This is a genomic window from Serratia sp. BIGb0234 (genome assembly GCF_024809915.1).
GTDB classification, from domain to species: Bacteria; Pseudomonadota; Gammaproteobacteria; order Enterobacterales; family Enterobacteriaceae; genus Serratia; species Serratia liquefaciens.
Window position 1 is genome coordinate 620,689 of sequence record NZ_JANUEI010000001.1, and the last position, 17,532, is coordinate 638,220.

At 56.0% G+C, this 17,532-nt stretch carries 15 protein-coding genes; 5 read left to right on the plus strand and 10 right to left on the minus strand.

Going from position 1 to position 17,532, the window contains the following annotated elements; genetic code table 11:
* Positions 1-5 precede the first annotated feature (5 nt).
* Positions 6-1,388, plus strand: a complete 1,383-nt coding sequence (locus M2407_RS03090) for a sodium:solute symporter (protein WP_201895553.1) — start codon at positions 6-8, stop codon at positions 1,386-1,388.
* Positions 1,389-1,427: 39 nt separating this feature from the next.
* On the opposite strand, the gene corA is transcribed toward M2407_RS03090, so the two are convergent.
* Positions 1,428-2,408 carry a magnesium/cobalt transporter CorA gene (gene corA / locus M2407_RS03095; RefSeq protein ID WP_122077970.1) on the minus strand — a complete coding sequence of 327 codons (981 nt, stop codon included), beginning with the start codon at positions 2,406-2,408 and terminating at the stop codon, positions 1,428-1,430.
* Positions 2,409-2,419: 11 nt separating this feature from the next.
* On the minus strand, positions 2,420-2,839 hold the full coding sequence (locus M2407_RS03100; RefSeq protein ID WP_115059333.1) for an N-acetyltransferase: 420 nt from the start codon (positions 2,837-2,839) through the stop codon (positions 2,420-2,422).
* A gap of 131 nt (positions 2,840-2,970) precedes the next feature.
* On the opposite strand from M2407_RS03100, the gene M2407_RS03105 reads away from it, so the two are divergent.
* Entirely contained in the window at positions 2,971-4,116 is a 1,146-nt protein-coding gene (locus tag M2407_RS03105) for a PQQ-dependent sugar dehydrogenase (RefSeq protein WP_217330991.1), read from the plus strand.
* On the opposite strand, the gene M2407_RS03110 is transcribed toward M2407_RS03105, so the two are convergent.
* Together M2407_RS03110 and M2407_RS03115 are read right to left on the minus strand one after the other, a co-directional pair.
* A complete protein-coding gene (locus M2407_RS03110) occupies positions 4,108-4,728 on the minus strand; it encodes a glutathione S-transferase family protein (RefSeq protein WP_020826056.1) in 621 nt (206 codons plus the stop codon). The genes M2407_RS03105 and M2407_RS03110 overlap by 9 nt on opposite strands.
* Before the next feature lie 106 nt (positions 4,729-4,834).
* Positions 4,835-5,491, minus strand: coding sequence for an HAD family phosphatase (locus M2407_RS03115; RefSeq protein WP_048761769.1), 657 nt, complete (start codon positions 5,489-5,491; stop codon positions 4,835-4,837).
* A gap of 294 nt (positions 5,492-5,785) precedes the next feature.
* Between M2407_RS03115 and M2407_RS03120 the strand changes: the two genes are divergently transcribed.
* Positions 5,786-6,805: an isopenicillin N synthase family oxygenase gene (locus tag M2407_RS03120; protein ID WP_217331441.1), complete on the plus strand. Its 1,020-nt coding sequence runs from the start codon at positions 5,786-5,788 to the stop codon at positions 6,803-6,805.
* A gap of 69 nt (positions 6,806-6,874) precedes the next feature.
* On the opposite strand, the gene M2407_RS03125 is transcribed toward M2407_RS03120, so the two are convergent.
* A complete protein-coding gene (locus M2407_RS03125; protein WP_046374031.1) occupies positions 6,875-8,020 on the minus strand; it encodes a PLP-dependent aspartate aminotransferase family protein in 1,146 nt (381 codons plus the stop codon).
* A gap of 14 nt (positions 8,021-8,034) precedes the next feature.
* A complete protein-coding gene (locus M2407_RS03130; RefSeq protein ID WP_122077983.1) occupies positions 8,035-9,402 on the minus strand; it encodes a cystathionine beta-synthase in 1,368 nt (455 codons plus the stop codon).
* Between the two features lie 464 nt (positions 9,403-9,866).
* Between M2407_RS03130 and M2407_RS03135 the strand changes: the two genes are divergently transcribed.
* Positions 9,867-11,072, plus strand: coding sequence for a serine hydrolase (locus M2407_RS03135; protein ID WP_020826062.1), 1,206 nt, complete (start codon positions 9,867-9,869; stop codon positions 11,070-11,072).
* 68 nt (positions 11,073-11,140) lie between these two features.
* Here M2407_RS03135 and M2407_RS03140 read toward each other — a convergent pair whose 3' ends face one another.
* The 4 genes from M2407_RS03140 to deoC form a co-directional block, all read right to left on the minus strand.
* Positions 11,141-12,508: an L-serine ammonia-lyase gene (locus tag M2407_RS03140; protein WP_020826063.1), complete on the minus strand. Its 1,368-nt coding sequence runs from the start codon at positions 12,506-12,508 to the stop codon at positions 11,141-11,143.
* A gap of 90 nt (positions 12,509-12,598) precedes the next feature.
* A complete protein-coding gene (locus M2407_RS03145) occupies positions 12,599-13,894 on the minus strand; it encodes an HAAAP family serine/threonine permease (RefSeq protein ID WP_020826064.1) in 1,296 nt (431 codons plus the stop codon).
* A gap of 968 nt (positions 13,895-14,862) precedes the next feature.
* Positions 14,863-15,627 carry a DNA-binding transcriptional repressor DeoR gene (gene deoR / locus M2407_RS03150; protein WP_046374028.1) on the minus strand — a complete coding sequence of 255 codons (765 nt, stop codon included), beginning with the start codon at positions 15,625-15,627 and terminating at the stop codon, positions 14,863-14,865.
* Between the two features lie 141 nt (positions 15,628-15,768).
* Positions 15,769-16,449, minus strand: coding sequence for a deoxyribose-phosphate aldolase (gene deoC, locus M2407_RS03155; protein WP_020826066.1), 681 nt, complete (start codon positions 16,447-16,449; stop codon positions 15,769-15,771).
* Between the two features lie 219 nt (positions 16,450-16,668).
* Between deoC and M2407_RS03160 the strand changes: the two genes are divergently transcribed.
* Positions 16,669-17,508, plus strand: a complete 840-nt coding sequence (locus tag M2407_RS03160; RefSeq protein ID WP_198639836.1) for a hypothetical protein — start codon at positions 16,669-16,671, stop codon at positions 17,506-17,508.
* Positions 17,509-17,532: the final 24 nt, after the last annotated feature.

The window sequence follows — 17,532 nt, forward strand, 5'->3', positions numbered from 1 at the left end:
GACTCATGAATCTCGATCTGCTGGTAGTGGTGTTTTACTTTTTGGTGATAGGAGCGGTGGGTTGGTTAGGCGTTCGCCGGGCGACGACCAAAGAGGATTATCTGGTTGCCGGACGTAATCTGGGGCCCTGTTTGTATCTGGGCACCCTGTCTGCGGTGGTGCTGGGCGGGGCGTCAACCATCGGCAGCGTCAAACTGGGTTATACCTACGGCATCTCTGGCGTGTGGCTGTGCGGTGCGCTGGGGGCGGGCATCGTGGTGCTGAGCATGGTGTTGGCAAAGCCGCTGCTTAAGCTAAAGCTCTACACCGTCAGCCAGGTGCTGTCGCGCCGTTATCACCCAGCGGCCAGAGTCACCAGCGGCGCCATTATGTTGGCCTACGATCTGATGGTGGCGGTGACGTCGATCATTGCCATCGGCAGCGTGATGCAGGTGATGTTCGATCTGTCGTTTATCACGTCGATTTTGCTCGGTGGCGGTTTGGTGGTGCTGTATTCAACGTTGGGCGGCATGTGGTCACTGACGCTGACCGACATTATCCAGTTTATCATCATGACCGTTGGCATGATGTTGGTGCTGATGCCGATGAGCATCGTCAAAGCCGGGGGTTGGACGGCGTTCAGTAGCCAACTGCCGGATAGCTACTACCGGCTATCATCCATCGGGCTGGATACTATCGCGGTGTTCTTCCTGATCTACTTCTTCGGCATTTTGATTGGTCAGGATATCTGGCAGCGGGTATTTACCGCCCGCAGCAACACTATTGCTCGTTATGCCGGGTTAGGGGCCGGCGTGTATTGCGTGCTGTATGGCGTAGCCGGTGCGTTGATCGGCATGGCCGGCAAGCTGGTGCTGCCGCAGTTGGCTAATACCGACGGGGCTTTTGCCGCCATTGCGCAGGCGGTACTGCCGCCGGGCGTCAGCGGATTGGTGGCCGCCGCCGCACTGGCTGCGCTGATGTCGACCGCCAGCGCCTGCCTGCTGGCGTCATCGACCATCGCGCTGGAGGACGTATTGCCGGCGATTCGCAAGCGCCCCTCGGGCGGACTGACCGCCGGGCGATTTACTACGCTGATCATGGGCTGCATCATGCTGGGGTTGGCGTTTGTGGTGCGGGACGTGATGGCGGCGCTGACGCTGGCTTATAACCTGCTGGTGGGCGGCATGCTGATCCCGCTGATTGGTGCGATTTTCTGGCAACGGGCCACCAGCACCGGCGCTATCGCCAGCATGCTGACCGGCAGCCTGAGCGTTTTGGGGCTGATGTATTATCAGGGTATTGAAGCCAACAGCCCTATCTACGGCGGCTTGCTGGCGGGCGGCGCGGCCTTCTTGATTGGCAGCTTACTGACCCGGCCAAGCCCACAGCCGCAGGTACAGCCCGAGTAACCGGTAATCAGGGGCTGCCATGCGCAGCCCCATCCTCGTTTAAAGCCAGCCGGAGCGCTTCAGCTTCTGGTAGAGGAAGAAGCAGCCGACGACGGTGACCCCCAGCGTGGCGTGGTAGGCCCAGGGGAACTTCAGCTCTGGCATGTCGGCGAAGTTCATGCCGTACAGGCTGAAAATCACCGTAGGGATCGCCAGGATCGCCCCCCAACCGGCCAGGCGTTTCACCACTTCGTTCTGTTTTACGGTGACCAGCGCCAGATTGACGTGCATCGCGTTGGTCAGCATTTCGCGCATATCGTCGATATTGCTGACCACCTGATGCGCATGGTCTTGCACGTCGCGTACGTAGGCGCGCAGCTCTTTCGGGATCACTTCTTCATGCAGGCGGATCAACTGATTGCAGATTTCGTCCATCGGCATCGCGGCATTGCGCAGCGCCAGCAGGTGCCGCCGCAGGGTGTAGACGTTCTCGATGGCGGCCTGATCAAATTCCGATTTGAACATGTTGGCTTCAATTCCTTCAATGGTCGCCTCGAACTTCGCCACCACGCTACGGTAGTTATCTACTACAAAGTCCAACACCGAATACAAGGCAAAGCCCGGGCCGCGGCACATTTGCTTATGGTTCTCTTCGGCCTTGGCGCGGATTGGGGCGTAGCTCGGTGATTCGCCGTGGCGTACCGTGATCAGGAAGTTCTTGCCCACGAAGAAGTGTGTTTCGCCGTACTCAATTTCGTCATTGCCCCATTGCGCGGTTTTGACCACGATAAACAGCGAGTCACCGTAAGCTTCAAGCTTCGGTCGCTGGTGGGCGCACAGCGCATCTTCAATCGCCAGATCGTGCAGCCCGAACTCCTCCTGCACTTTGCGCATAAAGGCGTCTTCCGGCTGCCACAGCCCGAGCCAGACGAAGGTATCCGGCTGTTTGACCACCTCGCTGATATCATCAATGGTCACTTCGCCCAGCCGTTCACCGGCCTTGTATGCCACGCAATTCACAACCATGGTTGCGGTTTCCATCAGGTCACCTGCTATTCAATTAGGGTTTTGGTGAGAAAGTAACATTCATGTTCCACCGGGTAATTCTGCAGCGTCATCTGCAGTTGATAACCGAGTTTTTCGTAGAACGGCCGCGCCTGAAAACTAAAGGTATCCAAACGAACATAGCGGCAGCCGCGTGCTTTCGCCTCCCGTTCCGCCGCCAGCAATACTTTACGCCCCAGGCCGCTGCCGCGTTGCGAGTCCGCTACCCATAGCCATTCAACGCTCAGCCAGTTGCCCCAGGTCTCGCCGGTCAGGCCGGCGACCACCTGGCCGGCGGTGTCCCGGGCGTAAATGCCAAGCGGCTTACGCAAGCTGGGATCCACATAGGGGCTGTTGTGGGCTCTAAGCCCCTGACGAATAACGTCGAGGGTGTCTTCATTGAGCGTCTCGGTTACGGTGATGTTCATCTTTCCTCCTTGGTGAACCCTTAACTTAAGCACAGTCTGACTAAAAGGCAACACGTTGAAATTTAAAACAAACGTCAAAATCAGCCTGCTGGACTACACTGAGTAGGTTGTTTTTTGTCCAGGAGGACGCTATGCACCGATTGACTATGATAGCCGCTTTGCTGTTGTTCAGCGGCTTGCTGCACGCCGCGCCGACGGTAACGCAATTGCAGGACAAGTTGGAACACCCGTGGTCGCTGGCATTTCTGCCCGGCGAACAGGGAATGTTAATCACCGAACGGCCGGGGCGTTTACGGCTCTGGCTGCCGGGCCAGGGCCTTTCGGCGCCTATCGCCGGTGTGCCGCAGGTATATGCAGAAGGCCAGGGCGGTTTGCTGGAAGTGTTGCTGGCGCCCGATTTTTCCACCAGCCGACGAGTTTACCTCAGCTTCGCCGAAGCGGGCGATGAGGGTAAAGCGGGGACGGCGGTAGGCTACGGGCAACTTAGCACCGACAACCGACGGCTGGAGAATTTCAAGGTGATTTTCCGCCAGCAACCCAAGCTGTCGGTCGGCAATCATTTTGGGGGCAAGCTGGCGTTTGATCGTCAGGGGAATCTGTTTATCGCGCTCGGGGAGAATAATCAGCGGCCGACGGCGCAGGATCTGGACAAGTTACAGGGCAAAATGGTGCGCTTAACCGCCGACGGCGCGGTACCGCCGGATAATCCTTTTGTCGGCCAGGCCGGCAAGCGGCCGGAAATTTGGTCCTACGGCCACCGTAATCCTCAGGGGCTGGCGTTGAATCCGTGGAGCGGGGTGATGTGGGAGAACGAACACGGTCCACGCGGTGGCGATGAGGTCAATATTCCGCAGGCAGGGAAAAACTACGGCTGGCCGATAGCCACCTATGGCATCAATTACTCCGGGCTGGCGATCCCGGAGGCGAAAGGGCAGAAGGTCGCGGGCACCGAACAACCCCTGCATTATTGGCCGGTGTCGCCGGGCATCAGCGGCATGGCATTCTATGATTCGCCGCGTTTCCCTGCCTGGAAGCATTCGCTGTTTATTGGTGCGCTGGCCCAGGAAGCGCTGATCCGTCTGACGCTGCAGGGAGACAACGTGGTTTCTGAAGAAAGGCTGCTGGAGGATCGCGGTGAACGCATTCGCGAAGTGCGGGTCGGGCCTGACGGCTATCTTTACCTGTTAACCGATGCAAGCAACGGCAAGCTGCTGCGGGTAGGGCTCCAGGAGAGGATTGCGCCCCAGCGGATGCGGGGCGCAGGAAACTCAGGTTAACTCACTCATCACACCGCGCTGATAGGCTGGCCGCTCGGTCAGTTGCTTATACCAGCGCTCCATGTTCGGACGAGCTTGGCGCTTGATCGGCATGGAGAACCAGGCGTAGGCGAAACTGCCCAGCGGGATATCGCCGATACCGAAGTCTTCACCGGACAGGTAAGGCTGACGACCCAGGGTGTCTTCCACAATGTCGAAATGCTTTTCCAGTGTGGCAATCGCCGCTTCGATCTTCGCCATATCGCGCAGTTCCGGCTTGGTACGCACCAAACCCCAGAACACCACGCTAAAGTGACTGACAATGGTGGCCGTGGTCCAGTCCATCCATTTTTCGGCACTGGCACGCGCCTGCAGATCCTGCGGGTAGAAAGGTTCGCTACCAAACTTCGCGGCCAGATAGCGCACTATGGTGTTGGACTCCCACAGCACAAAGTCATCGTCTTGCAGCAGCGGCACCAGGCCATTCGGGTTCAATGAACGGTAGAGTTCGTCGTTCACCTTGCCGAAAGCGCCTCCGGCGTTGATATGGCTGTAACTCAGCTCCAGCTCTGCGGCGCACCACAGCACTTTCCTGACGTTGTTCGAATTTTCACGACCCCAAATGGTCAGCATAGAACGCCTCTTTTACGTGGGTTAATCAACCTAACTAATTATTCCTACTCCACAATTCAGCGCTTGTCACACTGGAAGGCATTTTTTGCCGACGTGGGCGACACATTCAGCGCTCCCAGCGGCAGATCTCCCAGCCTTGCTCCAGCGCCAACGCGTTGAGTTCGCTGTCGGGGTTGATTACCGTGGCGCTGTCGACGTATTCCAGCATCGCCTTGTCGTTGAGGGAGTCGCTGTAGCCGTGGCTGTGCTCGAAGCTCAGTTCCGGATGTTCAGCCAACCACTTTTTCAGGCGGATAACCTTGCCCTGTTGGTAGGTCATGGTGCCGTAGGTGTTGCCGGTGAAGCGGCCGTCTTGCACTTCGACGCCGATGGCCAGCGCGCCGTCGGCGCCAAGCTGGGCGGCAATGGGGGCCACCAGGTGCTCGCCCGTGGCGGAAATGACCAGAATGCAATCACCACGCTCGCGGTGCCACAGCAGCCGCTCGCGGGCGGCAGGGTAGACTCGCGGCAGGATATCGCGGCGAATATAGCGCTGCACCCAGCCGGCCACCGTTTCGGTACTCAGGCCGGCCAGCGGCGCCAGCGTGGCCTGCATGTAGTCCTCCATGGACAGCTTGCCCTGATAATAGTGCTGCATCAGTTGCTGTTCCTGCTGTTCCAGTTCCGCCGGTGCAAACCCTTCAGTGACCAACCAACGCATCCACAGGCTGGCGCTGTCTTCATCAATCAGGGTTTCATCCAGGTCGAATAAGGCTAAATCCATCAGTATTTCTCCGGCAGGCAGGGAGGGGGAATGGGGCTGTTTATAGAATAGCGGATAGCGTTAGTCGCCAGCCAGTGGCGACAACGAAATTGCGCAGAGCATAAGTCGCATTGATGACAGTTTTGCGACGCTTTGTTGAAGGTTTGCATAACTTAGAACGCAACAATATTGGCTGACGCTTGAGCCGCGGTGGTAACTATAGGGGTAATACGCTGGCTATCCAGGAGTTGAAGATGCTGATAATTCGCCTTTATACCGGCCCGATTTTTGTCGGGGATGAAGAGGAACAGGATGATGACACCCCCACTGACGCTGAAGAAGCTGCCGCTGCTGGATCTTTCGCAGCTTGATGGCGACGCCGGGCAGCGGCAGGCGTTTCTTGACGGTTTGCGTATTGCGGCGCGTGACGTCGGCTTTTTCTATTTGCGTGGCCACGGCGTTGATAGTGCCCTGAATGCACAGCTGCAACGGTTGGCGAGACAGTTTTTCGCCCTGCCGGAAGCCGACAAACTGGCGGTGCAGATGGTGCATTCGCCGCATTTTCGCGGCTATAACCGTGCGGCGGCTGAATTGACCCGCGGCCAGCCGGACTGGCGCGAACAGTTTGATATCGGTGCAGAGCGAGCGGCGCTGCCGTTGGCTGAAGCAACCCCACGCTGGGCGCGTTTGCAAGGGCCGAACCAATGGCCGGAGGCATTGCCCGAACTGAAACCGCTGTTATTGCAATGGCAGCAGGCGATGACCGCCATGTCGCTGCGGCTGTTGCGCGCCTTTGCCCTGTCGCTTTCACTGCCGGAACAAGCATTTGATTCGCTCTACGGCGACAAACCCAATGAACATATCAAACTGATCCGTTATCCAGGGCGTGAAGCGACCGCGAGCGGGCAGGGGGTTGGCGCCCATAAAGACTCCGGTTTTCTCAGCTTCCTGCTGCAGGACCGGCAGAAAGGTCTGCAGGTTGAAGTGGATGAAGGGCGCTGGGTTGACGCCGAACCGCTTGAGGATACCTTTGTGGTCAACATTGGCGAATTGCTGGAGCTGGCAACCAACGGCTACCTGCGCGCCACGGTACATCGGGTGGAGACGCCGCCGGCGGGGAGCGATCGACTGTCGATTGCTTTCTTCCTCGGGGCGCGACTGGACGCGGTGGTGCCTGTGTATCAGCTGCCTGAATATCTGGCCGCGGAAGCCCATGGCCCAGCCAGTGATCCGCATAATCCGCTGTTGCGCGACGTAGGCTTTAACTACCTGAAAGGACGCATCCGTTCCCATCCGGATGTGGCGCAGCGTTATTACCAGGATGTGGTTGCTTAAGGGAGGAGGCCGCATACCGCGCCCAACCGGGTGAGTCGGGTCGAACATGTTCGACCCGATTGTTTTGAATTACTCTGCCAGTGCCTGCTGCAGATCGGCGATCAAATCTTCCGCATCCTCAATCCCTACCGACAGGCGCAGCAATTGCGGCGTAATACCGGTTTTCATCCGCTGTTCCAGCGGGATAGAAGCGTGAGTCATGCTGAACGGCTGACTGATCAGGCTTTCCACGCCGCCGAGGCTCTCTGCCAGGGTAAACAGCTGTGAACGTTTGATCACCCGGCGCGCATAGGCATCATCGCCTTTCAGCCGTACGGAAATCATGCCGCCAAAGCTGCTCATCTGCCTGGCCGCCAACGCGTGCTGCGGGTGGCTCGGCAGACCAGGGTAGTAGACTTCTTCTACCTGAGGTTGGCCTTCCAGCCACTGGGCAATACGCAAGGCGCTATTGCTGTGACGCTCCATACGCAATGCCAGGGTGCGGATGCCGCGCAGCGTCAGGAAGCTGCTGAACGGATCGAGAATGCCGCCCACCGCGTTTTGCAGGAAGCCGAGCTGCTCGGCCAACTCTGGGTTATTCCCCACCGCAGCGACACCGGCGACCACGTCGGAATGGCCGTTGAGGTATTTGGTGGCGGAATGCACTACCACATCAAAGCCGAGATCCAGCGGACGCTGGATATAAGGCGAGGCAAAGGTGTTGTCCGCTACGCTGATCAAACCGTGTTTTTTAGCGATGGTGGCGATTGCGCTCAGATCAGCCAATTTCAGCAGTGGGTTGGTCGGCGTTTCAACCCAGATCATTTTGGTATCCGGTTCGATTGCCTGTTCCAGCCCGGCAAGGTCCGCCGGGGAAACATAGGTGACGCGCAGGCCTGCGGTACGGCTGCGGACCTTCTCCAGCAGGCGATAGGTGCCGCCGTACAGATCGTCGACCGCCACCAGATGGCTACCCTGATCGAGCAGCTCCAGCACCGTTGAACAGGCGGCCAGGCCAGAGGCAAAGGCATACCCACGGCTGCCGCCTTCCAGTTCGGCAATGGCGCTCTCCAATGCGGTGCGCGTTGGGTTGGCGCTGCGTGAATATTCATAACCGGTATGCTCCCCCGGCGCCGGTTGGGCGTAGGTGGAGGTCGCATAAATGGCCGGCATTACCGCACCGGTGGCATCTGGCGTGTAACCGGCATGAACCGTCAACGTATCAAACTTGGCCATACAATCATTCCTTATTAACGTAATTTTTGGCGCCAGGCGTTAAGCACGTCTGTGCGGGTAATCAAACCGAGGAAACGCTCACCGTCGAGGACGACCGCTACGTGGCCGTGATTGAAGGTGGCCAGTAAATCCTGATAGCTGGCTTCTTTTTGCAGCGTCTTGACCGAATGGGTCATGGCGCGGGCGGCCGGCAGACTGAAGTGGCTGGCGTCCGCCTGCACGGCATTGAGCAGATCCCACTCGTCGATCAGGCCGACAACCCGATCGCCTTCCAGCACCGGCAGCTGCGAGATGTCATACAGCCGCATACGGGCATGAACGATAGCCAGCGTGTCTTCCGGTGCGACCGAAACGGCGGCCCCTTCGTCATGACGGTAGGCGATCAAATCGCGTAAATCCTGATGCTGCGGCTTGCTCAGCAGGCCTTGTTCCAGCATCCAGTGGTCGTTATACATTTTAGACAGGTATTTGTTGCCGCTGTCGCAGACGAAGGTGACCACGCGTTTCGGCTCTGTTTGTGCCTGGCAATAGCGCAGCGCTGCCGCCAACAGGGTGCCGGTGGATGAGCCTGCCAACACGCCTTCTTTGCGCAGCAGATCGCGCGCGGTGGTGAAGGCTTCGGCATCGCCGATACGATAGGCATTGCGCACCTGGTTAAAGTCGCTCAGCGGCGGAATGAAATCTTCGCCGATCCCTTCCACCAGCCAACTGCCGGCCTCGCCGATCTGGCCGTTATCAAGATAGTCCGCCAGGATCGAGCCGGCCGGATCCGCCAACACGAACTCGGTTTGTGGCGAGACTTCGGCAAAATAGTGGCTCAGGCCGCCGAGTGTGCCGCCGGAACCGACGCCAACCACGATGGCATCGACCTGATGCTCCATCTGCTGCCACAGTTCCGGCGCGGTGGTGCGGGTATGGGCCGCCGGGTTGGCCGGGTTGTTAAACTGATCGATATAAAACGCACCGGGGATTTCGTCGGCCAGCCGTTTGGCATAATCCTGATAGTAAGCCGGGTGCCCCTTGCCCACGTCGGAGCGGGTCAGCACCACTTCTACTCCCAGGGCGCGCAGATGGAAAATCTTCTCGCGGCTCATCTTGTCCGGCACCACCAACAACAGCTTATACCCCTTCAGGGCCGCCACCAGCGCCAGGCCCAAGCCGGTGTTGCCGGCGGTGGCTTCAATGATGGTGCCGCCGGGCTGCAGGCTGCCGTCGCGTTCCGCTTGCTCGATCATCGACAGCGCTACGCGGTCTTTGATGGAGCCGCCGGGGTTTTGATTCTCAAGCTTGACGAACAGGCGGCAGGGGCCGGTATCGAACTGAGTCAGTTCCAGCATCGGGGTGTTACCGATCATATCGATGACGGAATGCGGTATTGCCATGAGGATCTCCAGAATAATTCGGTTTAAAGCCGTTATCTGGATGATAGCGCTGTCAATAAGCCCATTAAAAAGAACAAATAACCACTCAATATGCTTTTTTGGAATATATTAATTCAATTTGGACGTATGGAGGCATGGATGTTCAGCGGTGCAGATGTTCAGCCGTATGGCCGTGGGCCGTTTAAAAAAACGACGCGCCGTCGGCTTTTCATCCAATTTACGCGTAACAGCGTACAGTTATGTAAAAATGCTGAAAATTCGCGCTAAACCCTGCAAAAATAAGATGAATCTAATAAACTCACAGCAAGGGCATTTTCGGTACGCCGCTCAACCCGTCATGGGGCCGCAGGGAGTTTGCGGTTGGAAAACGCGTATCGGGCCACTCTCGCTGGTTGGCTGAAAACGTGAATATGTTTGAAAGTTAACGCTATTTCAATGATTTGAATGGATACTCTGGCGACGTCATGATGAAAAAAAACTTTTCCACTACCCTGAAAAAATTAACCTTTAGCGTCAGCATCCTGTTGTTGGCTGCGCCTGTCGTACAGGCGGCGGAAGCGCCGGCTGCCCCGCAGGTCGATGCCAAAGCTTTTGTGCTGATGGATTACAACAGCGGCAAAATTCTGACGGAGGGCAATGCCGATACCCGGCTCGATCCCGCCAGCCTGACCAAGATCATGTCCAGCTACGTGATTGGCCAGGCGATCAAGGCCGGCAAGATCAAGCCGGAAGACATGGTCACCGTAGGTAAAGATGCCTGGGCAACCGGTAACCCGGCGTTGCGTGGCTCCTCGCTGATGTTTATCAAGCCGGGCGACCAGGTGCCGGTGATGGAGCTCAACAAAGGCATCGTCATTCAGTCGGGTAACGACGCCAGCATCGCGCTGGCCGATTATGTCGCGGGTAGCCAGGATTCGTTTGTCGGCCTGATGAACAACTACGCCAAATCGCTGGGCCTGCAGAACACCCATTTCCTGACGGTGCACGGTCTGGATGCGGAAGGGCAGTACAGCACTGCGCGTGATATGGCGCTGCTGAGTCAGGCACTGATCCGCGACGTGCCGGATGAATATGCGCTGCATAAAGAAAAAGAGTTCACCTTCAACAAGATCCGCCAGGTTAACCGCAACCGTCTTTTGTGGAGCTCCAACCTGAACGTTGACGGCATTAAAACCGGCTACACCGGTGGCGCCGGTCATAACCTGGTGGCCTCGGCCACCGACGGCCCGATGCGTTTGATCTCGGTAGTGCTGGGCGCGCCGAGCGATCGCGTCCGCTTTAGCGAAAGTGAAAAGCTGCTGACCTGGGGCTTCCGCTTCTACGAAACCGCCACCCCTATCAAAACCGACAAGCCGTTTGTTACCCAGAAAGTGTGGTTTGGCGATGTTGGCGAGGTGCCGTTGGGCGTAGCGAAAGATGCGGCGGTCACTATCCCGAAAGGGCAGATGAAAAACCTGAAGGCCAGTTACAAGCTGAACCAGCCGACGCTGGAAGCGCCATTGGCAAAAAATCAGGTGGTTGGCACCATCGATTTCCAGCTTGACGGCAAAACCATCGAGCAATATCCGCTGGTGGCGATGCAAGAGGTGAAAGAAGGGAACTTCTTCAGCCGTATCTGGGATATGGTGATGATGAAACTGACCCAGTGGTTCGGCAGCGTGTTCGGCTAGTTATCACGAGGGTTCAAAGACCACGTTGTTATCAAACAGAGGGCGCATGATGGCGCCCTCTGCTTTTATCAGTTACAGGCGACCACCTTGATCGCCAGACCGCCCTGCGACGTCTCACGGTATTTGGCGTTCATGTCCTTGCCCGTCTCATACATGGTTTCAATCACCTTATCCAGGCACACCCGCGGCTCGCTGGTACGACGCAGCGCCATACGTGCTGCATTGACCGCTTTCACTGCGGAAATCGCGTTACGTTCGATACAGGGCACCTGAACCTGGCCAGCCAATGGATCGCAGGTCAGCCCCAGATGGTGCTCCATGGCGATCTCCGCCGCGATGCAAACCTGAGCTGGGCTGCCGCCCATCAATTCCGCCAGACCGGCCGCCGCCATGGAGCAGGCGACGCCCACTTCCCCCTGACAGCCCACTTCTGCACCCGAAATAGAGGCATTCATTTTGTACAGCGCGCCAATGACGCCGGAGGTCAGGAAGTAACGGCTATAGGAATTAGGGTTCACCGGGCGAATAAACTGGTCGTAATAGGCCAGTACCGCCGGGATGATGCCGCAGGCACCGTTGGTTGGGGCGGTCACCACGCGGCCACCGGCGGCGTTTTCTTCATTCACGGCGAAGGCGAACATATTAATCCAATCAACGACGTTCATCGGATCGATGTTGTTCTTGTCGCCGGTCACCAGAATACGGCGCAGAGCTGCGGCGCGGCGCTGAACCTTCATTGGGCCGGGCAGCAGGCCTTCGGTATTCATGCCGCGTTCAATACCGGCACGCATCACTTGCCAGACTTCGGCGAAGTGCGCGTCGATCTCGGCCTTGCTGTGCAACGCCAGCTCGTTTTGCATCACCAGACCGGACAGCGAAAGACCGGCGTCCTTGCAGTGCTGTTGTAAGTCACGCGCCGAATTGAACGGGAAGGGCACCTGAACCGGATTCGCCTCCGACAGGCCAAAATGTTCCTCATCGACGATAAAACCGCCGCCGGTAGAGTAATAGGTTTTGCTGTGCAGCAGACGTTCGTCGGCGAAGGCGCTGATGCGCATGCCGTTTTCATGCAGCGGCAGATTATTGCTGTGGAAGTTCATGCTGGTTTGCAGCGGAAAATCCACTTCGTGATGACCCTTGGCCATCAGCAGGCGACCGCGTTGCTCAACGTCACGGATAAAACCGGCGATACCGTCGATATCCACGTCGTGCGGCAGGTTACCCGCCAGGCCCATAATAATGGCGATATCGGTGTGGTGTCCTTTGCCGGTCAGAGACAGCGAACCGTAGACGTCCACCACGACGCGGGTGGTATCCATCAACTGCTGGCTGGCGATCAACTCATCGGCGAACAGCTTGCCGGCTTTCATCGGACCGACGGTGTGGGAGCTGGATGGGCCAATACCAATTTTAAAAATATCGAAAACGCTGACCATAGTTTCGCCTCCTTCTTCAGGTGTTAGGCGTTAATGCAGGAAAGGGGGCCGTGCAGAGAAGCCGGCGCACAGGGCGCCGGCCGGGCTGGATTAGAGGCTGTACAGGATTGCGGAGATGGCGATCAGGCCCATCACTACCACGAACACGTTACTGATGTGGCCGCTGTACTTGCGCATGGCAGGCACTTTACGGATAGCGTACATCGGCATCAGGAACAGCAGCATGGCGATGATTGGACCACCCAGGTTCTCGATCATGCCGAGGATGCTTGGGTTCAGGGTCGCAACAATCCAGGTAGTCACCAGCATGAAGATGGCGGTGATGCGGTTCAGCTTGTTGGTACTGATGGTTTTACCGCGGCTCTTCATCGATTTGGCGATCAGACCGTTAAAACCTTCACGTGCGCCCAGGTAGTGGCCCAGGAACGATTTGGTGATGGCGATAAAGGCGATAACCGGCGCGATGTAGGCGATCATCGGGTTGTTAAAGTGGTTGGCCAGGTAGGACAGAATGGAGATGTTCTGTGCCTTGGCTTCCGCCAGGTTTTCCGGCGACAGGCTCAGCACGCAGCTGAACACGAAGAACATAACGGTCAACACCATCATGATGTGAGCGAAGCCCAGAATGCGAGAGCATTTCTTCTCGGCTTCTTCCTGGCCGTATTCTTCACGTTTGGCTACCGCAAAGGCGGAGATGATCGGCGAATGGTTGAAGGAGAACACCATGACCGGGATCGCCAGCCACAGGGTGATGATCAGGCCGTGGCCCATACCGGTACCGGCGCCGGACAGGGAAACGTTGTCGAAGATGGCGGTGGACCAGTTAGGGATCAGGTACAGGGCCAGCAGCATCAGCACGCCAACAAACGGGAACACCAGGATGCTCATGGTCTTCACGATAGCTTGCTCACCGAAACGAACGATGGTCATCAGGCCCACGATCAGGATCAGCGACAGAATGGCGCGCGGTGGTGACGTCATACCCAACTGGTGAGTAATGAAGCTGTCGACGGTGTTGGTGATCGCCACGCTGTAAACCAGCAGGATTGGGTAGATGGCGAAGAAGTAGAGCAGGGTGATCAGCTTACCGGCGCCGATACCAAAGTGTTCTTCAACTACTTCGGTGATGTCTTCACCGGCATTTTTACCGGAGAGCACGAAACGGCACAGGCCACGGTGGGCGAAGAAGGTCATCGGGAAAGCGATGATGGCCATGATGATCAGGGGAATCAAACCACCGATACCGGCGTTGATTGGCAGGAACAAAACGCCTGCGCCGATCGCGGTGCCGTACAGGCCCAACATCCACATGGTGTCGGTTTTACGCCAGGTACTGGTAGAGCCAGAAGCCGCAGAGGCAATGGTGCCGGTCTGTGTAGTGTCCATAAATATCTCCGAAGTGAACACGTTAATTTAAAATTAAAGGCAAAACTTAAGGTTAAAACCGAATGTCGCAAGAGCAGATGGCGGCATCGGTAAGAATCAGGTGTTGCTTGCGGGGATAATTGGCGTCCCCCTGGTTGTTTATTATGCTAATTACCGTTGGCCAGTGTGGCGGATAATTAATCAAATGATATTCCGCTCCCGAAGGGCCTCACATCGATACTGCTGCCGGAAGGTCATGGCCTGCCGATTTTCGTTGGCGGCAAGATAACGATTTACAGTAGAAACAACCGTGATCATGCTCTCAAATGCGTAATATGTGCGGTTAATTGCTTTTTTATTGGTTTTTCATGCATATGTTGCGCACTTGTGTAAGATTTCATGCTGAAAACGCTCTCATGGATGTTTCAGGATTTATCCGGTGTGGACGATCTGTAACCAGATAAAACGCTGCCGTTGTCAGCAAGCCGAGCAATATATTTTAAGCGTGGGTTTGGATCTAGCTAAAAACCCGGAATAAGCGGTTTTAGTGACGTAGATCACATTGTGATTTTAAGTGAATTAACTTTTAATTAATTGTTTTATATGGTTTTATTTAAAATATCCCGCTAATAACGAAGGTAAACTACTTAACTGGATAGCGGATAAAAATGCTTAACCATTCATCATATAAATAAACCAAATTGGTTATATTTAAACCGAATTGGTTGCGCAATTGTTGATATTTATCTTGTAGATGTTATTGCGATTTATCATATAAAACCCCGTAGATACCGGGCGTGAAAGTAATATTGTGTGGGATTTATCCGTGCTAAAGGAATAAGCAGGAAGAACTGTTGCAATTTATTAACCTGAGATTGGCTGTGGATAAAGAGATTTGCGCATCAATCGAAGATTATTTGTTCAATTTTTGCAGAGAGAAGGGAACCAGGGAAGGGCACCGTCGGCTGGAACCGACGGTAAAATTCAGCTTAAAAACGAATGGCGATCGCGTTTTCACTGAAAAAGTCCGCAAACTGCGGCTCGGGCTGACGATCGGTTATCACTCGGTCGAACTGCGTCAGCGGACCAATGCAGGCGGGCTTGGTTTTACCGAACTTGCTGTGATCGGCCACCAGGATTTTTTGCTGTGCCATGGCCATTGCCCGGTGTTTCATTTCCAGCTCGTCAAAATTAAAGCAGGTGGCGCCATGCTGCAGGCTCAGACCGGCGGCGGAGATAAAGGCGATATTCGGGCAGATATGATCCAGCTCGTTGTGCTGGCCGACGGCGGTGAAAATGTAGTTGTTCGGCTTGAATTCACCGCCGCACAGGATCACTTTGCAGTTCGGTTTGTCCTGGAGCGCCAGAAAGGTATTTAGCGAGTGGCATACTGCGGTGAACACCAGATCGTCGGCAATGGCATCGATGATCGCCGGGGTGGTGGTGCCGCAGTCGAAAAATACGGTGTCGTTTTCGTTGATCAACGCTGCGGCCAGCAGGCCGATACGACGCTTTTCCGTGACCTGTTTGGCCTTTTGATCGGAGACAAAATAGTTGGTGACGCCATTGCTGCGGGGATCGGCGACCACATAGCCACCCAACAGCACCACGGCGGCCGGCTCCGCGCTGAGATCGCGGCGGATGGTCATTTCTGAAACGCCCAACAGCACGGCGGCTTCTTTTAAATGGATCTTGTCAGAGCGCTTTAACGCCTGGACTAACCGATTGATTCGTTCTTCGCGCCGAGTTTCCATCTGTCTTCCCACAGGGTTAAGAGCCATTCTCCAGGGCCGAACACACAAATGCGGGGTAATAGTTGACCAGCCTAAGGCTGGACACATTACCCCGCATCAGATTATCACGGCGCGCGCCCGGTACTGAGGCGCCTCAGTTTATCAGTAGCTGCCGGCGGCAGCCTGATCACCGGAAACGATTGCTACGCCAGAGCTGGTGCCGATACGAGTAGCGCCTGCTTTGATCATCTTCTCGGCGGTTGCGCGATCGCGCACGGCGCCGGATGCTTTAACCCCCATCTCACTGCCTACCGTCGCACGCATCAGCTTGACGTGCTCTTCACGAGCACCGCCGGTGCTGAAGCCGGTAGAGGTTTTAACGAAGGCCACATCAAGTTCGCGACACATTTCACAAACCTGAACGATCTGCGCATCGCTGAGCAGGCAGGTTTCCAATATTACCTTCAACGGGATCGCCGCGCAAACCTCGCGCACGGCGGCGATGTCGGCTTTGACTTCATCCAGCAGGCCGCTTTTCAGCCAGCCTACGTTGATCACCATGTCAATTTCCTGCGCGCCGGCTGCAATCGCCGCTTTGGCTTCGAAAGCTTTGGCTACGGTCAGGCCGGCACCCAGAGGGAAGCCGATCACCGAACAGATTTTCACTTCGCTTTCCTGCAGCAGATGCGCAGCCAGCGGCACATAGCCGGAGTTAACGCAAACGGCGTAGAAGTTGTGCTGCTGCGCTTCTTCACAGAGTTTGGCGATTTGCTCTTCGGTGGCATCCATCGCCAGCAGGGTGTGGTCGACATAGCGGGCGTAATCAATGTTTTCAGTCGTCATTTCGATTCCTTGTTGAGGTTTGATCAAAGCACAATGTGAATAATGTTAGAATAATAACATTCATCTGACGGTTAGGATAGCGTGATTTTAAAAAATGAAGCACAGATCATCGTTTTTAGGCTGTGTGGTGTATAACATTGGCAGTGATGATATGTTATTTAAATAACATTTTGGTGCTGAATGCAGGTTTGACCTGCGAGAACACCCAGGGGAAAAACTATGGATATGCTAATAAATCTGGTGCCACAGCGGTTTGGGACACAACCAGATGAAGTTTTCCGCAATGCGGATTTTGTGGTTACCGCTGTTGATTGTGCTCAGGCAGGACCGATGCTGACGTTGGAAAATAGCCGCGGCTCACTGCGGGTATTGCCCTACAGTGGGATGACGATTTGGGATGCCGATTTTGATGGCTACTCGCTGAAGTCGGGCCGTCGTAGCGTCAAGGCGGCCCGTTGCCATCCTCATAGCGGCATTGCTTTCCATTCACCCTGGCCGTATGAGGATGGTTCATCATCAGAATTAAACATGCAGCGTGTAGCGTTGCAGCTAGAGGGGAATACCCTGACGCTGTACGGCAGTGGCGAACTTGCCGATCGGCAGTGCAGGTTGCGCCCGGCGGTGAGCTTGACGGCGGACAGCGCACAATTTTCCATTGATATGCAAATCACTAATCTCGCCGAAGCGCCTTTACCGCTGAATTATGTCTGCCAATTAAATTATGGCTGCATCCCAGCAGCCATTTTCCGGCAGAATTTACCGGCACCGGCCTTGATGCCAACGGGGAGCATCGCCGATCGGGGCGTGCTGTGTTCGGACGATTTGTCGTTGTATGTCGATCAGGCCGAGTTTTTTATGTTGGCCTCAAAGGGCAGACGATACGTCACGCGTTTTTCCACCGCACAATTTAACTATGGTCTGCGCCCCGTCACACAACAGGGCAGCCAGCGTTTGTTCAGGTTTATCCAACCGGCCACCGGTAAGGGCGACAAACTGCCTGCAATGGTGATAGAGGCGGGGAAAATGAGAGCCTTCAGTGTCACCACCGGGGTGGTGTGAAACAGGGGCTGAGCCGCCCCTGTC